This is a genomic window from Mesorhizobium sp. P170090 (assembly GCF_057786115.1).
In genome coordinates this window covers 5,840,818-5,864,638 of the sequence record NZ_JBYNWH010000001.1, presented here as the reverse complement: position 1 = coordinate 5,864,638, position 23,821 = coordinate 5,840,818, and the positions used below count along the sequence as shown (strand labels likewise).

The following is a 23,821-nucleotide window of genomic DNA, read 5'->3' as shown; positions in this document are numbered from 1 at the left end:
AGTATGTACCTTTTCCATATATAGGCACCTCATGGATAGTGATAATGATTGCGGCTCCGGCTATGACGCCTTCCAGCGGACGTGTCCTTCGCACGCCGTGCTCGAGATGCTGGCCAGCAAATGGGTCTATCTGACGGTTTGTGCGCTGCGCCGTGGCCGGATGCGCAACGGCGAACTGGCGCGTAAGCTCGAAGGCATCACGCCTAAAATGCTGACGCAGACGCTGCGCGTCCTCGAGCGCGACGGGCTTGTGCGGCGCGAAATCTTTCCGGTGATCCCGCCGCGGGTCGAATATGAATTGACCGAACTTGGCCAGAACCTGGCGGGGCTGCTCACCCAGATACGGTCCTGGTCGGAAGAGCATATGCCTGACATCAAGCAAGCGCGGGCGAGGGCAGCGGCGAACCTGGACAGGGATTTGGCACGGGCCTGAAGCTGCGGCCGCCTTACGGTCCGGATCAGCAGCGCCGGAGCCTTTTGGCGCGCTACACGCAAAGCAAAGCGCGGCGTCAGGCGGCGCCGGTCGGGTTAAAACCCTGCCGTCAGCCGATCATGGCGCTGCGACCGCCGAGTTCCGCGTCGCGGATCTTGGTGTCGCGCGATTCCAGCATCTCGGCCTTGGAAAGCTCCGCTTCAGCTTCGCCGAGTAATGATTCGGCAGCGCTTCGCTGCTGGGCGAGGTCGCTTTGAGAGTTTCTGAGGTTATCACGGCGCAGACGCGCCGCCTTGGCGAAGGTCGGATAGGCAAAATGATTGATGTCGGTGATGCCGGCCTTCTTCTCCTCGGCGGTGATCTGAAGCTCCAGTTCAACGGCCATGCGCTCGAACTCGGCGATCATCATGTCGAGCTGCAGCAGCTGCCGCCGCTTCTCATTCACCTGAAATTGCTTCAGCCGAACGAGGTTTTCACGTGACTTCATGATTCGGTACTCCCGGAAACGCACACCTGCACATATCGTCCAATCCGCCCGCCAGGGCCTGGCGTCGCCCGTATCCACCGGCATTCCCCGAACTATGGGAAACAAATCCCTAAAGTTTTTTGCCGGCGGTAACCATTCGTTTACGCGCATTGTTAATCATAAGGGCGAGGACTTAAGGCCGGGTAAAAATTCCGGCTCCCGATACGGAAGCCGGCCAGCGAGTCCCTTGAGTCACTTAGTCCGACTTATTAATGTGTTGCATTAGCGATTTGGTTCTGTGATTCATCATTAGATTCAAGAGGGTGTAGAAAGGGGTTAAAAAATCTGGTACCGTCCTTGGTGCGGAATTAGGTTTTGTTAACCATTCGATGGCAGCCTCTGTTCAGGCAATCACTGCTCCGGTCCCGGATGGGTCGTGACATGGTCCGGCGGCAGAAAAGGGGAATGAAATGCGCGTTCTGCTGATAGAAGACGACAGTGCAACCGCTCAGAGCATCGAGCTGATGCTCAAATCTGAAAGTTTTAATGTTTACACGACCGACCTCGGCGAAGAAGGTGTCGATCTCGGTAAACTTTATGATTACGATATCATTCTTCTCGACCTCAACCTTCCCGATATGTCCGGCTACGAAGTCTTGCGGACACTTCGCCTGTCCAAGGTGAAGACGCCGATCCTGATCCTGTCCGGCATGGCCGGTATAGAGGACAAGGTGCGCGGCCTGGGCTTCGGCGCCGACGACTATATGACCAAGCCGTTCCACAAGGACGAGCTGGTCGCCCGCATTCATGCCATCGTGCGCCGTTCCAAGGGCCATGCCCAGTCGGTCATCACCACCGGCGATCTGGTGGTCAATCTCGACGCCAAGACCGTCGAAGTCGGCGGTCAACGCGTGCATCTGACCGGCAAGGAATACCAGATGCTGGAGTTGCTCTCGCTGCGCAAGGGCACCACGCTGACCAAGGAAATGTTCCTCAACCACCTTTATGGCGGCATGGACGAACCGGAACTGAAGATCATCGACGTCTTCATTTGCAAGCTGCGCAAGAAGCTCGACGCAGCATCCGGTGGCCAGAACTACATCGAGACGGTCTGGGGTCGCGGCTATGTGCTGCGCGAGCCGGAAGACATCCGCGTCAGCGCCTGAGCGAACACCATCCGATTGAACCAATGCAAAAAACCCGGCTCAGGCCGGGTTTTTTGCTGTCCTTTTTGGCCCAAAACGAGCCGAATCAGGCGGCAACCTTCAAGGTACGAAATCGTTCGAGCAGTTGCGGCCGGTTGAACGGCTTCAACAGATAACCCTGGGCGCCGGCGCGCTTTGCCTTCATGATCGAGGCAACATCGACCTCGACCAGTGAGATCAGAATCTGCGGTTTGATCGTGCTCTCCATGGCGCGAACCTGGCGAATGACGTCGACCGCTTGCATGTCCGGCAGGGCGCCGTCGACGACAATCACATCAGGCATCTCGGCAGCGCACATCTCGACAGCATCAAGTCCAGTTGCCGCTTCGATGACCACCATGTCGGAGCCGCCAAGAATCCGTTTTGCAACCTTTCTGATGACGCTCGAATCGTCGACAAACATGCAGCGCTTCATTTCCGGGTCCTCTTTGCCATGGTGCGAACCGGCGGCATCCGGGTATCGGGATGCACACTAGGCCAATCTGGTAAAGAAGCAGAAAAGCCGTTAGGTAAAGTTTTTACAAACATGTCGTTTGCAGCCCCATTCGGCAGGGGCGTTGCCGGCAATGAAACTTGCCTGTTCTGAATTGCCGCAAATATCAGCGGGAAAAGATACTTGATTGTTCTTGATGCTCGGACGTCCTGCCGAGCGGCTTCGCTCAGGCCGCGGACAGCACGATCTCTTCGGCGGTCGCGTGAATCGAGATCGTCATGTTGGCCTCACGCGCCAGCAGCAGCGTGTAGTAGGGCTGGACGGTATGGGCGTCGATAGGCTCCTCGGGCTTGTTGCCGGAATGGAGTTCGAGGAATTTCGGCGGCACGCGCAGCATCGGGCCGCTTGCGGCAAGCGCAAAGCGCGGCTCGGTGTCGAGGTTTTCCAGCGTGACCACCAATCTGCCACCGCGCGGGATGGCGGCATTGGCGACGAGCAGCAAATTGAGCAGCAGCTTGACCTTGTTCTTGGGCAGCAGGGCGCGAACCCCGTTCCAGATCAATTCCGGCTTCTCGTTCTTCAGGAAGGCGATGGCGACGGACTCGGCATCGCCGGTGTCGATCATCATGCCCGCCGAACCGGCGGCACCGAAGGCGATGCGGGCGAATTGCAGGCGGGCCGAAGCGTTTCTGGCGCTCTGCCGGATCAGTTTCATGGCGTCTTCGTCGGCGCCGCCCTCGTCCAGGAGTTCGAGGCCGTTGTTGATGGCGCCGACCGGCGAAATGATGTCGTGGCAGACTCGGCTGCACAACAAGGCTGCGAGATCGGGTGCGGAGAGAGAGAAAAGCTCAGCCATCGGCGAAAAATCCCTGCTAAAATTCACTTCCTGGTGGCCGCGCGGCCGACAGCCACGCTCACCACCCGAATCACGCTCTCTCCCCCCAGGCATTCTGAATACACAGCGCCCGAGCGTGCAGCAACAATCCACAATTCTCGTGAAAAAAACGGCATCTTTGCACAGGATGGGAGCCCGTGCAGACAGTCAGAAACAGCCTTCGAACCGCCATGTTCATGTGGGAGGTTAATGGTTGAAAAAGGATTACGGCATAGTTTGCCCGTAACAGTCATCCTTAACGGCCGCCTAAAGAGCCGGACGGGGTGCGAGGCGTCGGCGAAGGTGCTCCCTGACGGAGATTGGAAGCATGGTTTCCCGATTCTACGACCGGACGTTTGTCCGCGTCTTCTTCATGGCGATTGCCCTCATGGGCGCTCTCGCTTTCTCAACCTCTGCGTCGCGGGCACAGGAATACACCGCTCAGGAGATCGTCGATTCCGGCCACAAGTTCTTCGGCGCGACGTCGGGCGGTCTCGCAACCGTCGTCGAGAAGATTTTTGCCTCCTACGGCCTGCCCAATGGCTATCTGCTCGGCGAAGAGGGCTCCGGCGCGCTGATCGGCGGCCTGACCTATGGCGAAGGCACGCTCTACACCAAGAATGCCGGCGACCATAAGGTGTTCTGGCAAGGGCCTTCGCTCGGCTGGGATTTCGGCGGCGAGGGATCGCGGGTGATGATGCTCGTCTATAACCTCGACGACGTCAGCAATCTCTACAATCGGTTCGGCGGCGTTGCCGGTTCGGCCTATGTCGTGGCCGGCGTCGGCTTCAACGTGCTGCAGAACAACAGGGTGCTGCTGGTGCCGATCCGCACCGGCGTCGGCGCGCGGCTTGGCGTCAATCTCGGCTATCTGAAGCTGACGCAGAGGCCGACCTGGAATCCTTTCTGAGCGATTCCGACCACACTTCGACCCGATCAACAGATTCTGACCCGGTGCAGCTGCGGCAAACCCTTGCCGCAGCGCTGGATTTGCGTCATGCGAACATGGCAAAGTCCAGACTTGGCGGTTGCCGGATAGCGGCCCGCCCGTAACGGGTAATCACCTTGGTTCAGTCGATCCTGTTCTTCGCCCTCGGCTTTCTGTGCGCAGGCTTTCTGGCGCTGCTGGTCGCGCCGGCCATCTGGCGGCGGGCGGTTGTGCTGACACGCAAGCGTGTCGAGGCGTCGGTGCCGCGAACGCTGGCCGAGATCCAGGCCGACAAGGACAGCTTGCGGGCCGAGTTCGCCATGACGACGCGCCGGCTCGAAATCAGCATCAAGACGCTGCGTGAGCAGGCGAATGAGCAACTCGTCGAAATCAATCGCGGCCGCGAGGCGCTGAAGGGCCTGGCGGTCGAGCGCAAGGACAAGAAGCAGGCGCTTTCGGAGCTCGGGGAAAAAAACGAATTGCTCCTGCATCGCGAGCAGCAGATACAACAGCTGTCTGACAGGCTTGCACAAACAGAGCGCACGATGGAAAAGCGCGCGCTCGAGCTGGAAAAGCTCGAGCATATGTACGACGACGCGTCCTTCTCCTCCAGCAATCGTCAGATCGAACTGGTGGCTCGCGAATCCGAGCTGGAAAAACTTGCCAACGACATTTCAGTGCTGCGCGGCCAGCGCAAGGAGGCCGACAGGCGCCATCAGGAAGTCGTCACCGAGGCCAAGGCCACGCGCGATGCCTTGAAGGCCGAAAAGAAAAGAACCGCCGACCTCGACAGAAAGCTCGAGCGCCTGCTTGCCACGCTTGCCGATCGCGAGGACAAGCTCGATCGCCGCGAAAAGGAACTGGCCCGGCTTCGCGAACGGGTGAAGGGCGAGGCTGCGGGAGGCGCCGCGGCTGCTGGCCTGGTTGGTGCGCAAGACAGTGCCCGCGCCAGGAACGAGGACATGGACAAGACGCTCGCCAAGCTCGAAGGCGACCGAGAGCGGCTCGAAGCCAGGCTGACGACGCTGGCCCGCGAAAACAAGCGGATGAAGGCGGAGCTTGGCGGTTCTGGATCCGCGATGCCCGGGAATGGCCCCGGCAATGGCAATGATGCCGGTTCTGCCTTGCGCGAACAGATGAACAATCTGGCGGCTGAGGTCGTCCATTTGACGGCCAAGCTCGAAGGACCTGATTCACCGATCGCCAAGGCGCTGGCGGCGCCGCAGGAAACGCGGTCGGGAACCACCAGCCTCGCCGATCGCGTGCGGGCGTTGCAGAAGGCAGATTTGCCGAGCTGAGTTTCAAGCCCCGGCTTGGAATTGCCTGACTACGCCTATCAGGGCGAAATGGTGCAGCGCAATGGCTGACGCGGCAGCAACATTCAGGCTGTCGAACCCTTCCGACATCGCGATCCGCACCGTCCGCAGGCGGGCAAGCAGGCTCTCCGGGAGGCCCTCGCCTTCGGTGCCGAGATAGAGCGCCAGTCGTTTCGGTCGCGCGGCATCACGAATGTCAGCCTCACCACGCGGCGACAAAGCGACCTGGCCGAAGCCCAACTCGCCGAGCTTCGCGATGAAAGCTTCAGTGTCGCCGAAGGACGCAAAGGGCACCTTCAACGCGGCGCCGACGGAGACGCGGATCGCCTTGCGATACAGTGGGTCGCAACAGGTGGCGTCGACGAAGACGGCATCGGCGCCGAAGGCGGCGGCATTGCGGAAGATCGATCCGATATTGTCATGGTTGGCGATGCCGATGAGAACGACGATCAACGCTTCGGCAGGCAAGGTGTCGAGCAAGGCCTCGGCGGGCTGTGGCGTGCCCTTGCTGCCGATCGCCAATATACCGCGATGCATGTGGAAGCCGGCGATCCTGTCGATGACGGCGCTTGCCGCAACGTAGACCGGCAGGTCGGCAGGGGCCTTGCGCAGGATGTCGTCGAGCCCGGCCAGCCGGTTTTCGAGGACCAGGACCGACTCCGCAGCAAAGCGTCCGGCTGACAGCAGGACGTCCAGCACCACCTTGCCTTCGGCAACGAACCGGCCATGGCGGCCGGTGAGATCGCGCTCGCGGATGTCGAGATAGGCGGCGACCCGCGGATCGCGCGCGTCGTCGATCTGGATCGGATCCATCAATACCTCGGCCGGCGAAAAATCGTCAGCGAGGTAAGGAGCGATCGGAGCCGCAGGTCAAGCCCTGCAGGTCAAGTCCCGGCGCGGCGCAGACGCGTTGCCATTTGGGACAAGTCGCCTATCCCGAAAATGCCGTCCAGCATGCGCAACAGTTCGCGCACGGCTTCGGACTTGCAGGAATAGTAGATCATCTGCCGGTCGCGGCGGGTCTCGACAAGATCGAGCGCCCTGAGCTTGGCCAGATGTTGCGACAAAGCGGACTGGCTGAGCATCACCTTTTCGGCGATGGCGCCGACCGACATTTCACCGTCGGCCAGATAGCTCATGATCAAGAGCCGCTTTTCGTTGCCCATAAGGGTCAGAAATGTCGCCGCCGATTCGGCATTGGCGATTAGTTTGGTCGAGACCATCGATGCCCCATGTTTTCCTGCTCATCCAAACGCTATGGGGGCAAATAGCGTTGGCTGCTATAATTCAGCTATGGATCACGCTGCTGATTCAGCGTCGCCTGAATCGTAGATCATTTCGCCCAAATCTCAAGACGTGCTTTTGATTCATGACGATTATCCTTGCGTAGCTGGCGCACGACCGGCTTTGGCCATGTCGACCAGAACCGGCCGCAGGTCGCGCGCGGTCTTCAATGGCTGTGGAAAATAGACCCTGCAAACGGTGTCGCCCGATGCCAGGTCGATGCCATCGGCATCGAAGCCGGTCATGGTCCAACCATCACCTTCAACCCTGGCGAAATGATGGGCATAGACGGCGATGGCGTCGAGATGGTCGGCATTCATGTGGTCGAGAGCGGATTGTTCGCTGGCGGCCAGCTCGTCGACGATCAACCCCTCGGTGATGAGATCGGCACGGTCGAGCAGGTAGGCCTTACCGAAGCCGCCATTCAGGCTGGCGCGCTCCGGCTCGAGGCGAAAGATCGAGAAATCGCCGAGCCCGGCATAGAGCTTTGCCTTGGGATTGCGGTTGAGATAGCGCCGCTCGGCGCGGGCATGCGCGCTCGACCCGCGTTCCAGCGGCTGCGCCCGGCAGACCAGCGTTATCCTGGGATGCGCCAGCGGATCGCCCTTGCCGGGTTCGCCGACAAGCAGCGAGCAGCGCGGCTCGGCAAGGATGGCGCCGGTATGGGCTGACAGCGCCGAGACAAGGATCAGAGGCGTGCCATCGATGTCGGTGGCGACTCCGACCCTGGAGGCCAGCGGTGCGCCGGTCGAAGGCTCGATCACCGCGAGGGCGCCGAAACGGGCGCTGCGGATCAGCGTTGCGGCCAGCCTGATCGCCTCGGCGTCCGTCGCGCGAATGACGTCCTTCTTCGGCTGGTCCAAAATGCCCACCAGGTAAGTTGATTTTCTAAATCCAGTTATTGGCCAATCATGCCGGCTTTGACAAGCGCTTTGATCTCGGCTGTCGAAAAGCCGAAGCGCGCCAGCACGGTCTGAGGTCGCTGATCGTCATCTTCAGGCATGCCGGCAAGCGCCGGCTGCGAGGTCGAGAAGCGTGGCGCGGGTGCGGGCCGCTCGAGCGCACCGGCTTTCACAAATGCGTGACGCGCCCGGTTGTGCGGATGATCCCTGGCTTCGGCCAGCGACAGAACCGGCGCCACGCAGGCATCGCTTGCGGCAAACAGCGCGTCCCAGCCGTCGCGTGTCTTCTGCCGGAACCGGTCGGCAATGGCCGCGCGCATGTCCGGCCACAACGCCTTGTCGTATTGGCCGCGGACAAAATCCTCGCCGAGCGGCAGCAGCCTTGCGAATGCGGCGAAGAAGCGCGGCTCAAGGCAGCCGACCGCAACGTGGCGTGCGTCCGCCGTCTCATAGGTGTCGTAGAAGGGCGCACCGGAATCGAGCAGGTTGGCGCCGCGCCGGTCGCTCCACAGACCTGCCGACATGAAGGCGTGTATGGGGGCCGCCAGCATCGAAGCGCCCTCGACCATCGCCGCGTCGATCACCTGGCCTTTGCCGGAGCGCGAGCGCTCGAACAGCGCTGCAAGCACCCCGGCGATCAGCATCATGGCGCCGCCGCCATTGTCGGCGATCAGATTCAGCGGCGGCACCGGCCGGCCTTCCTCCCGACCGATGGCATGCAACACACCGGAATAGGCGAGGTAGGTGATGTCGTGGCCGGCGCGACCTGCGAGCGGCCCGTCCTGGCCGAAGCCGGTCATGCGGCCGTAAATCAGCGCCGGATTGCGCGCCAATGCAGCATCCGGGCCGAGACCAAGCCTCTCCATCACACCGGGGCGAAAGCCTTCGACAAACAGATCGGCCTTTTCGGCAAGGCGCAGCAGCAGTTCCGTTCCTTTGGCCTGCTTGAGGTCGACGCGCAGGATGGAGCGGCCGTGACGGTCGAGATTGTACGCATCGGAGAGCGGCAGCAGGGGTTGGTCCGAACCGGTGCGCTCGATGCGCAGCACCTCGGCGCCCATCTCCGACAGCATCAGCCCGGCCAGAGGCACCGGGCCGAGCCCAGCCATCTCGATGACTTTCAGGCCGGCCAGCGGACCGGTCTTCACTGCGCCGGCCGCCATGGCCGTCTATTTCGGCGCCATGCGGATTGCCCCATCGAGGCGGATGGTTTCGCCGTTCAGCATCTGGTTTTCGACGATATGCAGGGCGAGCGCGGCATATTCGGACGGCTCGCCGAGGCGGGACGGGAAGGGCACGGCCGCGCCGAGCGAATCCTGCACCTCCTGCGGCATGCCGGCCATCATTGGCGTCTTGAAGATGCCGGGCGCGATGGTGCAGACGCGAATGCCGGAGCGCGCCAGGTCGCGGGCAACCGGCAGCGTCATGCCGACGACGCCGCCCTTGGATGCGGCATAGGCGGCCTGGCCGATCTGGCCATCATAAGCGGCCACCGACGCGGTGTTGACGATGACGCCGCGCTCGCCGCCCTGCAGCGGTTCGAGTTTGGCGGCACGGTCGGCGACGAGGCGGATCATGTTGAAGGTGCCGATCAAATTGATCTCGATCACCTTGCGGTACTGGTCGAGCGGATGTGGACCATCCTTGCCGATCGTCTTCACGCCGATGGCAATGCCCGCGCAATTGACCAGGATGCGCGCTGGCCCAAGTCTCTTTTCCACCTCGGCGACCGCGGCCGCACCGCTGTCGGCGCTGCTCACATCGCACTGGATGGCGGCGCCGCCAATGTCGCCCGCCACCTTCGATGCCCGGTCGATGCCGATATCGAGAATGGCGACGCGCGCGCCCTTGTCGGCCAGCGCGCGGGCGGTTGCCTCGCCGAGGCCGGAGCCGCCGCCGGTTACGATCGCAATCTGGCCGTTCGGGTTCATGCTGCATGCTCCGTGCTGTTCCGGGTCATGCTACGGAGGTCGCCGCCATGGTGCAACCTGACCAATGGGGATCCATCGCGACCGGTGCCGCGACCGATCCTGGAGCTCAGGCCATCACTGGTGCCTGCTCCGCGATCCTGGCAAGGCTGGCATGGCCGACCTCGCCGGAGAGCCGCGCCACGGCACCGGGCACGATCTCGTGCGACAGCAGCCGGTCGAGGTCGACCGGGCGCGGCATGGAGATCTGGCCGCGGGGGATCTTTCTGAAGCCGAGCGGGCCGTAATAAGGCTCGTCGCCGACAAGGATCACCGCCGGCGCGCCGGCCTTGGCGGCCGCCTCCAGCGCGATCGCCACGAGCCGGCGGCCGATACCGAGATTCTTGAAGGCGGGCCGCACGGCGAGCGGCCCGAGCATCAGCGCGCGTCCGGCGCCGGCGGCGATGCGGGTCATGCGCACCGAAGCAATGACAATGTCGCCATCCATGGCGACAAAGGATAGCGAGCGCTCGTGGCCGCCGGTCTCGCGGATCTTGTAGGCGGCCAGCACGAAACGGCCGGGGCCAAAGGCTTCGTCGTTGATGGCTTCGATTTCGGGATCATGCGCCGGAGTTTCCGGCAGGTATTTCACGTCGGCAAGGCTCATGGTCTTCGCGGTCCGATAAAGAGGAAAGGTTGCTGCAAGCGGCAGCGTTCGCCAGTCAGCGCTTTCTAAGCGCGGGCGCCCTTTCGTCGTCGGTCAAACCGGATCAAGCCAAGATCGAACATGCGGAGTGTCCGCTAGCATCAATTTCCGGCGGCTGCAATCGGCTGTTTTCATCCGGCGTTTCATACGAGTGACGCTCTGTTCAGCAGATGACGGCTTCGGCATTGCCGCCTTGCGACTACATTGGCCAAGGCACGCAAGGAGATTTCGTATGGGATTGCTGGTCGAAGGCAAATGGCAGGACCGTCCGGCCAATGTCGATAGCAGCGGCAGGTTCATCCGCGCCGAGACGCAGTGGCGTGACTGGATCACGCGCGACGGCGCGCCGGCGCAAGGTCGTACGCGCGGCTTCAAGGCCGAGCCCGGACGCTACCATCTTTATGTCTCGCTCGCCTGTCCGTGGGCGCACCGCACGCTGATCTTTCGCGCGCTGAAGAAGCTAGAAGACATCATCCCGGTTTCAGTCGTGCATCATTTCCTCGGTGCTGAGGGCTGGACGTTTTTGGCCGAGGATGGCGCCACCGGCGACACGCTCTACGGCCTCGAGTTCCTGCACCAAATCTACACCAAGGCCGATCCAGCCTATTCGGGCCGGGTTTCGGTGCCGGTGCTGTGGGACAAGAAGGAAGAGACCATCGTCTCCAACGAATCCGCCGAAATCATCCGCATGCTCAATTCGGCCTTCGACGAGTGGGGCGATGCCGCTCTCGATTCCTATCCGCCAGGCCTGCGCGGCGAGATCGACAAGGTCAATGCGCTGGTCTTTCCCGCCGTCAACAACGGCGTCTACCGCGCCGGCTTTGCCACCACGCAAGCGGCCTATGAAGAGGCGTTCGGCGAGCTGTTCGCGGCGCTCGACACGCTGGAGGGCCGACTGTCAAAACAGCGCTATCTCACTGGCGAGCGTGTCACCGAGGCCGATTGGCGGCTGTTCACCACGCTGGTGCGTTTCGACCCGGTCTATGTCGGCCATTTCAAATGCAATCTGCGCCGCATCGCCGACTATCCGAACCTTTCGAACTATCTGCGCGACCTCTACCAGGTGCCCGGTATCGCCGGCACGGTGAACCTGCACCACATCAAAATGCACTATTACGGCAGCCACGAGAGCATCAACCCGACGCGCATCGTGCCGGTCGGGCCTGGGCTCGACTATGGCGCGCCGCACGACCGGGCGCGGTTCAGGCAGGCGGCGTGAGCATCGGATTGACAGCCTACCAGTACGGCGATACCGGCTCGCCTTCAAAAACCTCGGCAAGCCGCCGCAGCGTCGCCGGCGTCGTGCCATGCGGCAAGCGGTCGAGCGGAAAGAAGCCTGCTTCGGCGATCTCGTGGTCCGGCAGTTTCGGCGCGGTCTGGTTGAAGGTTTCGATGAGATAGAGGCCGACATGGTCGCGGCGGCTGGAGCGGCGGTTGAAATGCATCGATTTCAGCACCGGCTGGGCTGTCAGCGCGATGTTGCCTTCCTCGGCCAGTTCGCGCACCAGCGCCTCACCGAGCGTCTCGCCGACTTCGACGCCCCCGCCCGGCAATTGCCAGCCGGGAACGTAGGTGTGGCGGATGAGGAAGACAGTGTTCGAGGCGCGATCGTGGATCAGGCCGCGCACGCCCAGCGTCATCGGCCGCCGCAGCAGGAAATAGAGATGGAACAGCCTTGCCCTGAGGCCTGCCCAGCCGGTCTGGCGAAACGCCTGCTCCGGGTCCGATATAGCCATGACTAGCGAAACCGTGGATGGGCAGGAAACAGTGAGTGGAAAGCGGGGAGCGCGTCGCCTATGAAGGAAGGATGTTCAGGCTCGCGCATATTTCCGATGTCCATCTGGGGCCGCTTCCCGGTGTAACCTATCGCGAACTCGCGTCCAAGCGCGTCGTCGGCTACGTCAACTGGCAGCGCAACCGCCGCCGCCATATGCACGATGCCGTCATCGACACCATCGTCGCCGACATGAAGGCGAGCACCCCCGACCACCTCACCGTTACCGGCGATCTGGTCAATCTGGCGCTCGACGGCGAGATCGAGATGGCCAAGCACTGGCTTGAGACGCTGGGTTCGCCGGAGGATGTCTCGGTGGTGCCGGGCAACCACGACGCCTATGTGCCGGGCGCCTTCGACAAGGTCTGCCGCTCCTGGGCGGCGTGGATGAGCGGCGACGGCGTGACTGCGCCGATCGACCGCAACGCTTTTCCCTATCTGCGCGTACGCGGCAATGTCGCGCTGATCGGCGTTTCGACGGCGCGCGCCACGGCGCCGTTCATGGCCAACGGCTTCTTCCTCGAAGGTCAGGCGCAAAGGCTGGCGACAGTGCTCGACGCAACGAACAAACGCGGCCTGTTGCGGGTGATCATGATCCATCATCCGCCGGTGCGCGGCGCCGTCGCCCAGCAAAAGCGCCTGTTCGGCATCTCCCGCTTCCACAAGACCGTTCATAGGCATGGCGCCGAACTCGTGCTGCACGGCCATTCGCATCTGCCGTCGCTGTTCTTCATCGGCGGGCGCGGCGCCAGGATTCCTGTCGTCGGCGTCGCCGCCGCCGGGCAGTCGCCAGGCAGCAAGAACCCGGCGGCACAGTACAATCTGCTCGATATTGACGGGGAGAAGGGCAATTGGCTGATTCGCCTGACGCGGCGCGGCCTGACCGGGCCGGCCTTGCCGCCATCGGACCTGCAGGTCATTGAACTCGGCGCGCAGACACCGAGGCCTTCAGATCGTTGATCAGAAGCTGATCTTCATCGCCATCAGGCGATCCCAAAACAGCGCGGCCGCCACCGCCAGGCCAACAAGCGCGCCGGCGGCGACGAAGCCCAGGCCTGCAAAGAAGGTCGACCAGCTCTTGCCTGGCGCGGCTGCTTGCAAGGGCGGCTCCGCTTCGACCACCGCAGGGCGTTTCAGGTCGGCGACGGCCGGCTCGACACCGCCCTCCATCATGCGCTGGCGCTCGACGATACGCTCCGCCACATAGCGCGTGACCTGATCGGCGACCGGTTTCATATCGGTCGATTCGGCGAGCACGACGCGGCCGATGCGGGTATCCCTGAGAAAGCGGTAGGTGCGGCGGTCGCGCCCCATGGCGACATGGCTGACGGCGTCGATCCACAGGCGGGGCTGCAGGCCGGAGGAGACGACGAAGTCGAAATTGTCCATGTCGGCGGGCACGTCGGCAAAGACCGGGGCGAGCTCGGCGGCGAGCAGATCAAGCCGCATCCGGTGCGCCTCGCGCATGTCGACCACGACATCGTCGCGATCGGCGAAGGCATTTTTCACATCGCGAACGGCGTCGGACAGTTTGCGGGAGGTGTCGATGGGGGTGATGTTTTCGCCAGTGTCCTTCATCGGCGTCGCCTCGCTGATATGGTTAATTGCGAGTTAACACAGGCGGCGGCAAAATGCACTGGCGAGATGCGGGGCGCAAGTAAGTTAGCTCGCCGCGGCCTCGAATGTCGGACGCAGGCGCCTGCCGCGGCGTGCCATGTTTCGGCGCACGGCCTGGGCGACCACATCAGGCACTTCCTCGACCAGCATATGGCCGGCATCGAGCACGTGATGAATATGAAAATGCGCCGGCAGACAATCAGCCTGGGTAAAGGGCAGCACCGGATCGTCCGTTCCCCAAACCACCATCACCGGCATGTCGAGGGTGTCCAGCTGTTCGCGGGGTATGACCCCCTGCCGCTCGTTCCTGGTCATGACGGCCGATATCTCAATCAGCTTGCGCAACTGGCCGGGGCGACGGCGTAGGTCCGCCAGGACGCCAACGATGCGTTCGGGCGGCGGGCTTCGCGGTCCCGACATGGCGGCAAGGCAGGCGCGGATTTCCCGTCTGTCGGCGGCCGCGGCGTAGCGGCGCAACAGCGGTCCGTTGATCTCGGGGCCAACACCGCCCGGCGCCAGAAGCGTCAGCGAGCCTATCCTTTCAGGCTCGGCAAGCGCCATCAGGGAGGCGACCGCGCCGCCCATCGAATGACCGGCGACATGCACCCTTGCTATCCCGCGTGCGGCGATATCGGCGAGAACCGCTCGCGCCGCTGTTTTGGCCGGGCCGCTGCCAGGAAATTCGAGAGACAGTCCGTGTCCCGGAAGATCGTAGGCCAAGGTCCTGACATCGGGCCCTAGCGACGCGGTCACCTCGCGCCAGATATCATGGCAACCACCGAAGCCATGCAGCAGGACGACCGTCTTCGGCCCGGCGCCCCGCTCGGCAACATAGAGGGATGAGACCATGAAAATGTGCGATTATTGCAAGACTGGAGAGGAAATTCGAATCGAGGCTGGATTGCTCCCAGTCCAGACCGATGGCCAGTAAAGTTTTCGCGATCCGGAAAGACTAGCTGGCGTTGCCGAGGCCCGCGGCGCGCAGCGCCTCAACCAGCCGGTCGGTCAGATCGGCGGGATATTTGCGCTCGGCGAAGGCCGCGCGCGGATCGGCGGCGAATTTCGGGAATTTGGTGGTCAGCTCATCCAGAAGCTTGGCTGCCAGCTGTTCGCGGCCGGCAGCCTTGGCGCCGATCAGCCGCGCCGCCAGATAATGCGATTTCATCGCCGTCGTGCGCAGCGACTCGCTGGCTATCGCGGCCTTGTTCATGTCGCCCAGCATGAATTGCCCGGCGAAAAGCCCAAAATCCCACCATGTCGGATGGCCGCTGAACGTCTCGACGGCATGGGTCAGGATGGGTGTTCCCTCGGCATATTTGCCGGCAAAGATCAGGCCATAGCCGTAAGCGGCAGCCATGCCGAGGTCGTAGGGGTTGAGCTCATAGGCCTTGCGCATCCAGCGGATCGATTCCTCGGTGTTGCCGAGGCGCGAATTGAGGTAGCCATAGGCGCGGTGCGCATAGGGGCTGGTCGGTCCCATCTGGATGGCGCGATGGGCGAAAGACATTGCTTGTTCGACCGTCGCGCCAGGCGGATAGGCGTAATGATCGGTGGCGGCCTCAAGGGTCAGGGAGGCCAGTTCCGAATAGACCAACGACGATTTCGCACCCTGGCCGGCGAGGTTGTCCAGGCAGCGATAGGCGGCCTCGTGCGTCCTGGTGCTCTGGTCGAGATAGTATCTGTCGTTGAGGATCAGGCAGCTCGTCAGCCCGGTCTGAATGCCGTTCTGTTCGATGTAGCTGTAGAGCGGGCCGGAGGCGGGAACGGTCGAGCTGAGGATGGCGGCGATACGATCCTCGACGGTGCCAGGTGCGCTGTCGGCGGCCGTCAGACTGCGGGACAAAAGCACGCGGCCGGTCGCCACGCTCTGCAGTTCGAGCGTCACGTCACCTGCCATTGGTCCCGGCAGGACATCGAAAACGAAGCTGGTCGGGTCGGTGCTCGGATCGCGCTTGCTGTCGGCGTCGCGGCCGATGAAGTCGATCGTGTCGAAACCGGCAAGGCCGGCGCGCAGCGAAGCGGCGACGCGGCCGGCCTCGGGGCCGGTGGCCTTCACCGCGATGTAGACGAGGGGCAGGGCCTCCATCGACGGCGATGCGATGCTGCTCGTTACGCCTGCGGTCTCGACCACCGCGGTAGGATCGCTGCTGGCAAGCAATGCGCCGCTGCCCTGGCGCAGGATGAGCACGCCCAGCATGAGAATGACCAGCGTCATGGCGACCCAGAAGAACTGGAGATGGCGCGCCAGCGAAGGCCCAGGTTCTGTAACCCCCGAAGCTGTCGCGGCAGCGGGAACGGCGTCAAGAGCCGCCTGGTCGGGCGATCCGGGCAAGGCGGCTACCGCCGCCGCAAGCGGCTCCTGCCCAACCGGCAGGCGTATGGCGTTGAGCTCATAGGACGGCACGTAGCCGCCGCGCGGAATGGCAATGCGAACCGGTTCGGCTATGCCTTCATTGGCGAAATAATGCTGGAGAAGTTCGCGCAGCCGGCCTGCCTGCACCCGGACAACGGCGTCGGTCGACGAATCGAAATCGCCGTCCTTGCCGAAGACGTCCATGGCGATGGAGAAACCCTTGAGCCTGTCGGCTTCGCCGGCCTGCTCGCGCTCAACAAGATAGCGCAGCAACTTGCGCGCGCGCTCGGAACGTCCGAACGTTTCGCTGGCGAGCAGTCGCTCCAGTGTCTCGCGCACTGCGGGGGCGGCAGGCGTGGCATGCTGCAAGTGTCGATCCTCTCGAAGTCGGCACAGGTTGAGGCGCAATCATATAGAGCCTGCACTTCCATACAAGCATGCTTATGTTATGCGATCGCGTAACACACCGGATAGTTGCCGGTGGTTGACACAAAAGACCGGAATTTCCCTCGGCAAATGGGGGATTTCCGGGCGCCGCGGACATTCGGCGCCCGGGAAAATATCAGCCGGCCTTGCGGCCGATTATCCGGTTGGCGGCCGAAACAATGGCTTCCAGCGAGGCGGCGACGATGTTGGTGTTGATGCCGGCGCCGAACAGCTTGCCGCCGGGATATTCCATCTCGACATAGGAAATCGCCGAGGCGTTCGAGCCGCGCTGGAGCGAATGTTCGGAATAATCAAGCACCGACATGTCGACGCCAACATGACGCGACAGCGCATCGACGAAGCCGTCGATCGGGCCGGTGCCGGAGCCGGCGATGGTCGTCTCCTTGCCGTTGTCGAGGATCACCGCCTCGACCACGCGCCGGCCCTTTTTCTCGGTATCGGGATAGGTGTGATGGTCGAGGAACTTCAGTCGTGCGCCGGGCTGGTCGACATAGGTTTCGATAAAGCGGTCATGGATGCGTTTTGCCGGCACTTCCTTGCCTTCGGCGTCGGTGATCGCCTGGATCTCCTGGCTGAACTCGATCTGCAGGTTGCGCGGCAGATTGAGGCCGTAATCGGCCTGCAGTACATAGGCGATGCCGCCTTTGCCTGACTGTGAGTTGATGCGGATGATCGCCTCGTAGCTGCGCCCGACATCGGCCGGATCGATCGGCAGATAGGGCACTTCCCAGACCGGCGTGTTGGCCTTCTTCAAGGCCTTCATGCCCTTGTTGATGGCGTCCTGGTGCGAGCCGGAAAAGGCGGTGTAGACCAGTTCACCGACATAAGGATGGCGTTCGGATATCTTCAGCTGGTTGGAATATTCGTAGACGTCCTTCATCCGGTTGATGTCGGAGCAATCCAGATGGGGATCGACGCCTTGCGTGTACATGTTGAGCGCCAGCGTCACGATGTCGACATTTCCGGTGCGCTCGCCATTGCCGAACAGCGTGCCTTCGACGCGGTCCGCACCCGCCATCAGGCCGAGCTCGGTGGTGGCGATGCCGGTGCCGCGATCGTTGTGGGGGTGCAGCGAGATCAGCAGGTTCTCGCGGTCGTCCAGGTTGCGGCACATCCATTCGATCCGGTCGGCATAGATGTTGGGCGTCGACATCTCGACCGTCGACGGCAGGTTGATGATCAGTCTGTTGTCGGCTGTCGGCTTCACGATCTCGGTGACGGCGTTGCATATCTCCAGCGCGACTTCGAGCTCGGTGCCGGTAAAGCTTTCGGGCGAATATTCGAAGCGATAACCGCCGCCGGCCTTGGCCGCCATGTCGGTGATCATCTTGGCCGCGTCGGTGGCGATGCGCTTGATACCGCCGACATCCTTCTCGAAGACGACGCGACGCTGCAACTCGCTGGTCGAATTGTAGAAATGCACGATCGGATTGGTAGCGCCCTTCAGCGCCTCGAAGGTGCGGGTGATCAGTTCGGGACGGCACTGCACCAGCACCTGCAGCGAGACATCGGCCGGCACATTGCCTTCCTCGATGCACCAGCGGGCGAAATCGAAATCGGTCTGCGAGGCCGAGGGGAAACCGATCTCGATCTCCTTGAAACCCATGTCGAGCAGCAGGGCGAACATGCGCGCCTTGCGCTCATGACCCATCGGATCGATCAGCGCCTGGTTGCCGTCGCGCAAATCGACCGAGCACCAGACCGGTGCCTTGTCGATGACCTTGTTGGGCCAGGTGCGGTCGGTGAGACCGACCGTCGGGTAGGGCTGGTATTTTCGGGCCGCACCCGGCATGTGGCCGGTCGCGCGTTTTACGCTTTCGGCTTCGCCGGCGCGGATGTCTTCTCGTGCGTTCATCGTCTTGTTCTCCCGGCGGCTCGCGGATCGGTCTTCGGACGGATTCCAGGGCGAGCAGCGCCTTATCAGATTTTCGTTCGCTTGATGTGAATTGCCAATTTCTGAACTGGCCAAGGAGCGTGCGCGTAAGCGGCGGTTCGACCGCCGGGCGCTCCTTCAGCGAACCCGGCGATCGCCGATAAGGCCGAGAAGAAGCAGGGTCGATGCCAGCGCGCGCACGGTCTCGCCGGCAAAGCCGGTCGGACGGGAAGCGACGGAGGAGACGCGCGTGTTCATGGCGGGGTTCATACAGGAGCCGCCATGGACAGGCAAGTGGGCTGCCATTCCACCACTCGCGAGCACTCTTCCCCATGCGCGGCAAATGCGCCAGACTTGCGTGTAGCCGAGGCCGCAATGCTTCGCCGTCGGAGGGATCATCCGTGAATTTTGTTTTCTTCTCGCCGCATTTTCCCGCCAACGGCGCCGATTTCTGCGACCGGCTGAAAAAGGCCGGCGCTACGGTGCTGGGCATTGGCGATGCGCCTTATGAGGCGCTGGACGGGAAGCTGAAGGTGGCCCTGTCGGAATATTACCGCATCGCCGACATGGAGGACTACGATCCGGTGTTCCGGGCCATGGGTCATTTCATCCACAAATGGGGCCGGATCGAGCGCTTCGAGTCACTCAACGAGCATTGGCTGGAGCTGGAAGCCAACATCCGCACCGACTTCAACATCTACGGCACCAAGCTCGATTTCGTGAAGAATTTGAAGCGCAAGAGCCGCATGCGTGCATTCTTCCGCAAGAGCGGCGTCGACACCATCGCCCAGCGCAAATGCTCCGACCGGGCCGGCGCCATGACCTTCATCCGCCGCGTCGGCTATCCCGTGGTGGTGAAGCCCGATTCCGGGTCCGGCGCCTCGAACACCTTCAAGATTTCCAACGCCAGGGAGCTTGACCAGTTTTTCAGAGACAAGCCCGAGGACGTGACCTTCGTCATGGAGCAGTTCATCGAGGGGCTCGTGGTGACCTTCGATGGGCTGGTCAACCGTGACGGCGAGGTGGTGCTGGCGGCCAGCCACCGCTACGACCAGAGCATCATGGAAGTGGTCAACAAGGACCGCCACATGAGCTACACCTGCTTTCCCAAGGTCCGACCGGCGATCGAAGAAGCCGGCCGCAAGATCCTCAAAGCGTTCGACGTGCGCGAGCGCTTCTTCCACATCGAGCTGTTCGAAACCAAGGACGACCGCGTCATCGCGCTTGAGGTCAACATGCGGCCGCCCGGCGCCTGGATGACCGATGCGATCAACTACACGTTCGACATCGACGTCTACGCGGCCTGGGCGGACATGGTGGTGAAGGATGCCGCCGGCGGGCCTTACGAGGGCAAATATTTCACCGCTTATGCCAGCCGCAAGCAGCACCTCCACTATTTGCACAGCCATGAGGACGTGCTAGCCGCGCATCGCGACAAGATCGTCCATCATCAGCCGATAGAAAAGGTTTTCAGCCGCGCCATGGGAAATTACGCCTACCAGATGCGCTCGAAGGACGAAGCAGCACTGCGCGCGGCCGTCGCCTACATCCACGCGGAAAAGGCTTGAACGCGATGGACATCTCCTATCACAAGCATTTCTCCGGCAATCTCGACCGCGACATGGAATACAAGCGCTACGGCCATGCCGGCCGGCCGGTGGTGGTGTTCCCGACGTCGCAGGGGCGGTTCTACCAATTCGAGGATTCCGGAGGGGTTGGAGCGCTGGCCGAATTCATCGATACCGGCCGCATCCAGCTGTTTGCGGTCGACGGCGTCGATTCGGAATCGTTCTTCAACAAGCATGCCGGCGCCGCCCACCGTATCGGTCGCCACGAGGCTTATTTCCGATATGTGCGCGAGGAGGCGCTGCCGGAGTTTCTGGCGACCGCCGAGCAAGCCAATGGCGGGCGCAAATTAAAGCCGCTGTTCACCGGCTGTTCGATGGGCGGTTATCATTCCACGAACTTCGTCTTTCGCTTTCCCGAACTCGCCAGCGGCGTCATCGCGCTGTCGGGCGTCTATTCGGCGGGCGACTTCTTCGGCAAGGCGCTGGAAGGTGATATCTTCTACAATTCACCGCTCGACTATCTGCCCGGCATCGTAGACCCAAAACTGCTTGCCCGGCTGAAGGCGCTGAGGATGATCTTCTGCTGCGGGCAGGGCGCCTGGGAAGAGCGGATGCTGGTCGAGACCCGCAGGCTGGAACAGATCCTGCGCGACAAATCCATTCCCGCCTGGGTCGACTATTGGGGCGGCGATGTCAGTCATGACTGGCCATGGTGGCACAAGCAACTGGTCTATTTCTTCGGCCGCTGGCTGGATGATGATCTGATGCACCGGCTCGATTGATGACCACACCCGAACCTATCCGCCGCTTTATCGAGGCCACCAATGCGGGTGATAGCGAAGCCGTTCTCCACACGTTCACAGCCGACGCGTCCCTGACCGACTGGGGGCGGTCCTTCCAAGGCCGCCAGCAGATCGCGCGCTGGAACCAGTCGGACAATATCGGCGTGAAGTCCAATCTTCGCATTGTCCGCATCGCCGAGGTCGAGGGCAGCTACCGCGTCCGCATTGCCGTGAAAGGCAATGGCCTCAACGGCGAGGGTGACATGACCTTCGTGCTGGACGGCCACCGCATAGCGAGCCTCGTCATCTCCTGACGCGGCTCAGCTACCCTTCCTGGCAAACCGGCAGAGCAATGGTCTCGTGTTCCACCGCCGATCCACGGCGCAAGCCGAGAAAGACGACAAGGGCGGTGACGATGGTGATTGCCGCCAGCACGATCAGCAGCCTGTCGAACGCGATCTCATAGGCTTGGACCAGGACCGTGGCTCCGGCACCCGGCAAGCGGGCTGCCGCTTCGCCGATGTTGCCGGTCACCAGCAGCTGCGCGGCGGCGGTTGCATCCAGGGAAGACGCCGTTCCCTGAGCCGCCAGTTGGGCTGCCGTGAAACCCGACAGGACTGCCATGACGATCGCCAGCGCCACGCCTTCGCAAGCGACGCGGGTGGTGTTGAAGATGCCGACCGCCATGCCGGCACGCTCTTTCGGCACGACGCCGACGGCAAGTCCGTCCATCAGCCCCCAGGGCAAGGCGATGCCGACGCCGATGAGGATCAGCGGCGCCACCAGCGCTGCGACGACAGGCGGTGTCAGGCTCAGCCAGACAAGGCCGCCGGCGGCCACAAGCAGGCCGACACCGCAGATCGTTGCCGGAGCGATCCAGCGCGCTACCTGGCCGGCGAGCAGTGGCAGGATCAACAGCGGTCCCGACAGGCAGATCATCAACTGCCCCGCCTTGATCTCGCTCATCCCCTCGATGCCGATGAAGCGGATAGGCAACAGCACCAGCAGGACGACGAAGCCATAGGCGGGAGCGGCCGCCAGGAACTGGACGCCGACGAAGCGGGGAAAGCGGAACAGCGAGAGATCGAGCATCGGCCGGCGCACGCGCCGCTCGACGACGACGAAAGCGGCAAAGCAAAGGGCGGCCGCCACGAGAAGCCCGATCACCAGGGGATCGGTCCAGCCGCTCTGCGGCGCTTGCAGCACGCCGTAGGTCAGCGATGCCAGCGCGATCGTAAAGGTGCCGGCTCCCGCCCAGTCGAGGCCGGTCGCATCCGGATCGCGCGATTCCCTGATGGTGCGCAGGCCGAGCAAAGCGGCTGCAATCGCGAGCACTGCCACCAAGACGAAGATCGATCGCCAGCCGAAAGCATCTATGAGCAGGCCCGACGCGATCGGCCCAAAAGCGAGGCCGATGCCGAAACTGGTGCCGAGGAAGGAGAAGGCGCGCAGCCGCAATGGCCCATCGAATTCCTGGGCAAGAGCGGAGGCGCCGCCGGCAAAGGCGGCGGCACTGCCGAGCCCTTGCGCAGCCCTGAGCACATCGAACCAGACGATATCAGGGGCAAACATCGATCCCAGCGATGCCAGCACATAGGTGGCGAGGCCAACAAGGAAGAGCCGCTTGCGGCCATGATTGTCGGCCAGCGCGCCTGATGCCATCAAGGTGGCGGCGAAGGTCAGCATGAAGGCGTTGGTCACCCAGTTGAGCGCGATCGGGCTGCCGCCGAGGTCGGCCGCAATGCGGGAAAGCGCGACGGCCGGGCCGGTGAAGGTCAAGGGCATTGTCATGGCGGCAAGGCATACCGACAACAGGACAAGCCATGGCGCGACCGCGCCGTTTGTGGTCTTCGAGGTCATGGATTTCCTATCTGAACCAGGATCCGCCGGCCTGCCGCAAGCTTGCTGCGCCGGTCGTAACGGGAAGATAGGCTCGCGACACTTCGAGAAAAATAGTGTTAAATCTCCAGATATACCGGACTGAAACGCTCGAATGGAGAGATGCGATGGAACGCCTCAATGGGCTCCTGGCCTTTGCCCGCACGGCTGAGTTCGGCAGCTTCATCGCTGCGGGCCGCACGCTCGGCATCTCGGCATCGGCCGTCGGCAAGAGCGTCGCCAGGCTCGAGCAGGATCTCGGCGTCAGGTTGCTTCAGCGCAGCACGCGCCGCATCGGCCTGACCGAAGAGGGCAAGCTGTTCAACGAGCGGGTGCGGCGCATCCTCGACGACATCGACGATGCCGAGGCGATGCTGTCGCGGAGCCGCGAAACACCGCATGGGCGGCTGCGCGTTTCGACGCCGATCGTGACCTATCATTTGCTGTTCCCGGTGCTGTCCGAGTTCATGGCGCGCTATCCCGAAATCGAACTCGACATCGACTTTAACGACCGCATCGTCGACCTCATCGACGAAGGCGTCGACATCGCGATCCGCAGCGGCGACCTGCCGGATTCGCGCCTGGTGGCGCGGCCGCTTGCACCCTTCCGGCTGCTGTTGTGTGCGGCACCCTCCTATATCGAGCAGCACGGCAACCCGAGCCGCCCGGACGATCTCGTGAACCATTACGGCATCCGCTTCCGCTTTCCCAACAGCGGCAAGCTGCAAGGCTGGCCGTTCATCGGCGGCAGCGCCGAGCCGCAGGTCCGCTCGATGCTGACCTGCAACAACACGGAGGCGCTGAAGGGCGCCACGATGGCCGGGCTCGGCATCAGCTCGATGCCCGATTTCCTGGTCCGCGAGGCGCTGCGTGACGGCCTGCTGCGCACGGTGCTGGACGATCATGTCGACGGCCGCGGCCAGTTCCGGTTGCTTTGGCCGTCCAATCGCCATTTGTCGCCAAAGGTTCGCGCCTTCGTCGACTTTCTTCCCGACCGGCTTGCCGCGACGCTGAGCGGCTCTTGAATTAGTCCTTCGCGGCCGACAGCGACGGCGACAGCAAGGAACAGCGGCGC

General features: G+C 62.7%; 25 protein-coding genes. 10 read left to right on the top strand and 15 right to left on the bottom strand.

Going from position 1 to position 23,821, the window contains the following annotated elements; genetic code table 11:
• Window positions 1–31: 31 nt before the first annotated feature.
• A complete protein-coding gene (locus tag AC3EML_RS28335; protein ID WP_027049865.1) occupies window positions 32–433 on the top strand; it encodes a winged helix-turn-helix transcriptional regulator in 402 nt (133 codons plus the stop codon).
• Window positions 434–542: 109 nt separating this feature from the next.
• On the opposite strand, the gene AC3EML_RS28330 is transcribed toward AC3EML_RS28335, so the two are convergent.
• Complete coding sequence (locus AC3EML_RS28330; RefSeq protein ID WP_023669945.1) at window positions 543–920, bottom strand: flagellar export protein FliJ; 378 nt, start codon at window positions 918–920, stop codon at window positions 543–545.
• A gap of 449 nt (window positions 921–1,369) precedes the next feature.
• On the opposite strand from AC3EML_RS28330, the gene ctrA reads away from it, so the two are divergent.
• Window positions 1,370–2,065: a response regulator transcription factor CtrA gene (gene ctrA / locus AC3EML_RS28325; protein WP_006203583.1), complete on the top strand. Its 696-nt coding sequence runs from the start codon at window positions 1,370–1,372 to the stop codon at window positions 2,063–2,065.
• A gap of 85 nt (window positions 2,066–2,150) precedes the next feature.
• On the opposite strand, the gene AC3EML_RS28320 is transcribed toward ctrA, so the two are convergent.
• A complete protein-coding gene (locus AC3EML_RS28320) occupies window positions 2,151–2,519 on the bottom strand; it encodes a response regulator transcription factor (protein ID WP_023669946.1) in 369 nt (122 codons plus the stop codon).
• A 244-nt stretch (window positions 2,520–2,763) separates the two neighbouring features.
• Window positions 2,764–3,393: a histidine phosphotransferase ChpT gene (gene chpT, locus AC3EML_RS28315; protein ID WP_023669947.1), complete on the bottom strand. Its 630-nt coding sequence runs from the start codon at window positions 3,391–3,393 to the stop codon at window positions 2,764–2,766.
• Between the two features lie 391 nt (window positions 3,394–3,784).
• Here chpT and AC3EML_RS28310 point away from each other — a divergent pair, with 391 nt between their 5' ends.
• On the top strand, window positions 3,785–4,321 hold the full coding sequence (locus tag AC3EML_RS28310; protein ID WP_245259859.1) for a DUF1134 domain-containing protein: 537 nt from the start codon (window positions 3,785–3,787) through the stop codon (window positions 4,319–4,321).
• A 155-nt stretch (window positions 4,322–4,476) separates the two neighbouring features.
• The gene (locus tag AC3EML_RS28305) at window positions 4,477–5,637 is read left to right on the top strand and encodes a coiled-coil domain-containing protein (protein ID WP_352521381.1); all 1,161 of its coding nucleotides are present in this window, start codon (window positions 4,477–4,479) and stop codon (window positions 5,635–5,637) included.
• A gap of 3 nt (window positions 5,638–5,640) precedes the next feature.
• Here AC3EML_RS28305 and AC3EML_RS28300 read toward each other — a convergent pair whose 3' ends face one another.
• The 6 genes from AC3EML_RS28300 to AC3EML_RS28275 form a co-directional block, all read right to left on the bottom strand.
• Window positions 5,641–6,468, bottom strand: coding sequence for a TrmH family RNA methyltransferase (locus AC3EML_RS28300; protein WP_352521380.1), 828 nt, complete (start codon window positions 6,466–6,468; stop codon window positions 5,641–5,643).
• Window positions 6,469–6,539: 71 nt separating this feature from the next.
• Window positions 6,540–6,878: an ArsR/SmtB family transcription factor gene (locus AC3EML_RS28295; RefSeq protein ID WP_023669951.1), complete on the bottom strand. Its 339-nt coding sequence runs from the start codon at window positions 6,876–6,878 to the stop codon at window positions 6,540–6,542.
• A 153-nt stretch (window positions 6,879–7,031) separates the two neighbouring features.
• Entirely contained in the window at window positions 7,032–7,802 is a 771-nt protein-coding gene (locus AC3EML_RS28290; RefSeq protein ID WP_023823373.1) for a HugZ family pyridoxamine 5'-phosphate oxidase, read from the bottom strand.
• Window positions 7,803–7,837: 35 nt separating this feature from the next.
• On the bottom strand, window positions 7,838–9,004 hold the full coding sequence (locus tag AC3EML_RS28285) for a CaiB/BaiF CoA transferase family protein (protein WP_352521379.1): 1,167 nt from the start codon (window positions 9,002–9,004) through the stop codon (window positions 7,838–7,840).
• Window positions 9,005–9,010: 6 nt separating this feature from the next.
• Window positions 9,011–9,772 (bottom strand): 3-hydroxyacyl-CoA dehydrogenase, encoded by a 762-nt coding sequence (locus AC3EML_RS28280; protein WP_352521378.1) that lies wholly within the window; start codon window positions 9,770–9,772, stop codon window positions 9,011–9,013.
• 106 nt (window positions 9,773–9,878) lie between these two features.
• Complete coding sequence (locus AC3EML_RS28275) at window positions 9,879–10,415, bottom strand: GNAT family N-acetyltransferase (RefSeq protein ID WP_023669955.1); 537 nt, start codon at window positions 10,413–10,415, stop codon at window positions 9,879–9,881.
• Window positions 10,416–10,686: 271 nt separating this feature from the next.
• On the opposite strand from AC3EML_RS28275, the gene AC3EML_RS28270 reads away from it, so the two are divergent.
• Entirely contained in the window at window positions 10,687–11,673 is a 987-nt protein-coding gene (locus AC3EML_RS28270; RefSeq protein ID WP_352521377.1) for a glutathione S-transferase family protein, read from the top strand.
• 16 nt (window positions 11,674–11,689) lie between these two features.
• Here AC3EML_RS28270 and AC3EML_RS28265 read toward each other — a convergent pair whose 3' ends face one another.
• Window positions 11,690–12,190, bottom strand: coding sequence for an NUDIX domain-containing protein (locus AC3EML_RS28265; protein ID WP_031195394.1), 501 nt, complete (start codon window positions 12,188–12,190; stop codon window positions 11,690–11,692).
• 71 nt (window positions 12,191–12,261) lie between these two features.
• On the opposite strand from AC3EML_RS28265, the gene AC3EML_RS28260 reads away from it, so the two are divergent.
• On the top strand, window positions 12,262–13,188 hold the full coding sequence (locus AC3EML_RS28260; RefSeq protein WP_023695843.1) for a metallophosphoesterase family protein: 927 nt from the start codon (window positions 12,262–12,264) through the stop codon (window positions 13,186–13,188).
• Here the strand turns inward: AC3EML_RS28260 and AC3EML_RS28255 are convergent, their stop codons facing one another.
• The 4 genes from AC3EML_RS28255 to leuA all read right to left on the bottom strand — a co-directional run bounded on the left by AC3EML_RS28255 (window position 13,189) and on the right by leuA (window position 18,437).
• Complete coding sequence (locus tag AC3EML_RS28255; RefSeq protein ID WP_023686189.1) at window positions 13,189–13,806, bottom strand: hypothetical protein; 618 nt, start codon at window positions 13,804–13,806, stop codon at window positions 13,189–13,191.
• Window positions 13,807–13,890: 84 nt separating this feature from the next.
• Entirely contained in the window at window positions 13,891–14,694 is an 804-nt protein-coding gene (locus AC3EML_RS28250; RefSeq protein WP_023686188.1) for an alpha/beta fold hydrolase, read from the bottom strand.
• A 103-nt stretch (window positions 14,695–14,797) separates the two neighbouring features.
• Complete coding sequence (locus tag AC3EML_RS28245; RefSeq protein WP_023669961.1) at window positions 14,798–16,567, bottom strand: tetratricopeptide repeat protein; 1,770 nt, start codon at window positions 16,565–16,567, stop codon at window positions 14,798–14,800.
• Between the two features lie 193 nt (window positions 16,568–16,760).
• Window positions 16,761–18,437 (bottom strand): 2-isopropylmalate synthase, encoded by a 1,677-nt coding sequence (leuA, locus tag AC3EML_RS28240; protein WP_352521466.1) that lies wholly within the window; start codon window positions 18,435–18,437, stop codon window positions 16,761–16,763.
• Between the two features lie 482 nt (window positions 18,438–18,919).
• Between leuA and AC3EML_RS28235 the strand changes: the two genes are divergently transcribed.
• The 3 genes from AC3EML_RS28235 to AC3EML_RS28225 are packed head-to-tail and all read left to right on the top strand — an operon-like array spanning window position 18,920 to window position 21,182.
• On the top strand, window positions 18,920–20,086 hold the full coding sequence (locus AC3EML_RS28235) for an ATP-grasp domain-containing protein (RefSeq protein WP_023711108.1): 1,167 nt from the start codon (window positions 18,920–18,922) through the stop codon (window positions 20,084–20,086).
• A gap of 5 nt (window positions 20,087–20,091) precedes the next feature.
• A complete protein-coding gene (locus tag AC3EML_RS28230) occupies window positions 20,092–20,868 on the top strand; it encodes an esterase family protein (protein WP_352521465.1) in 777 nt (258 codons plus the stop codon).
• Window positions 20,868–21,182 (top strand): nuclear transport factor 2 family protein, encoded by a 315-nt coding sequence (locus AC3EML_RS28225; protein WP_031199220.1) that lies wholly within the window; start codon window positions 20,868–20,870, stop codon window positions 21,180–21,182. The genes AC3EML_RS28230 and AC3EML_RS28225 overlap by 1 nt, the downstream gene beginning before the upstream one ends.
• Before the next feature lie 10 nt (window positions 21,183–21,192).
• Here the strand turns inward: AC3EML_RS28225 and AC3EML_RS28220 are convergent, their stop codons facing one another.
• Window positions 21,193–22,728 carry an MFS transporter gene (locus AC3EML_RS28220; RefSeq protein WP_023686183.1) on the bottom strand — a complete coding sequence of 512 codons (1,536 nt, stop codon included), beginning with the start codon at window positions 22,726–22,728 and terminating at the stop codon, window positions 21,193–21,195.
• A 146-nt stretch (window positions 22,729–22,874) separates the two neighbouring features.
• Here AC3EML_RS28220 and AC3EML_RS28215 point away from each other — a divergent pair, with 146 nt between their 5' ends.
• Window positions 22,875–23,771 carry a LysR family transcriptional regulator gene (locus AC3EML_RS28215; RefSeq protein ID WP_023669967.1) on the top strand — a complete coding sequence of 299 codons (897 nt, stop codon included), beginning with the start codon at window positions 22,875–22,877 and terminating at the stop codon, window positions 23,769–23,771.
• The last annotated feature ends 50 nt before the right edge of the window (window positions 23,772–23,821 follow it).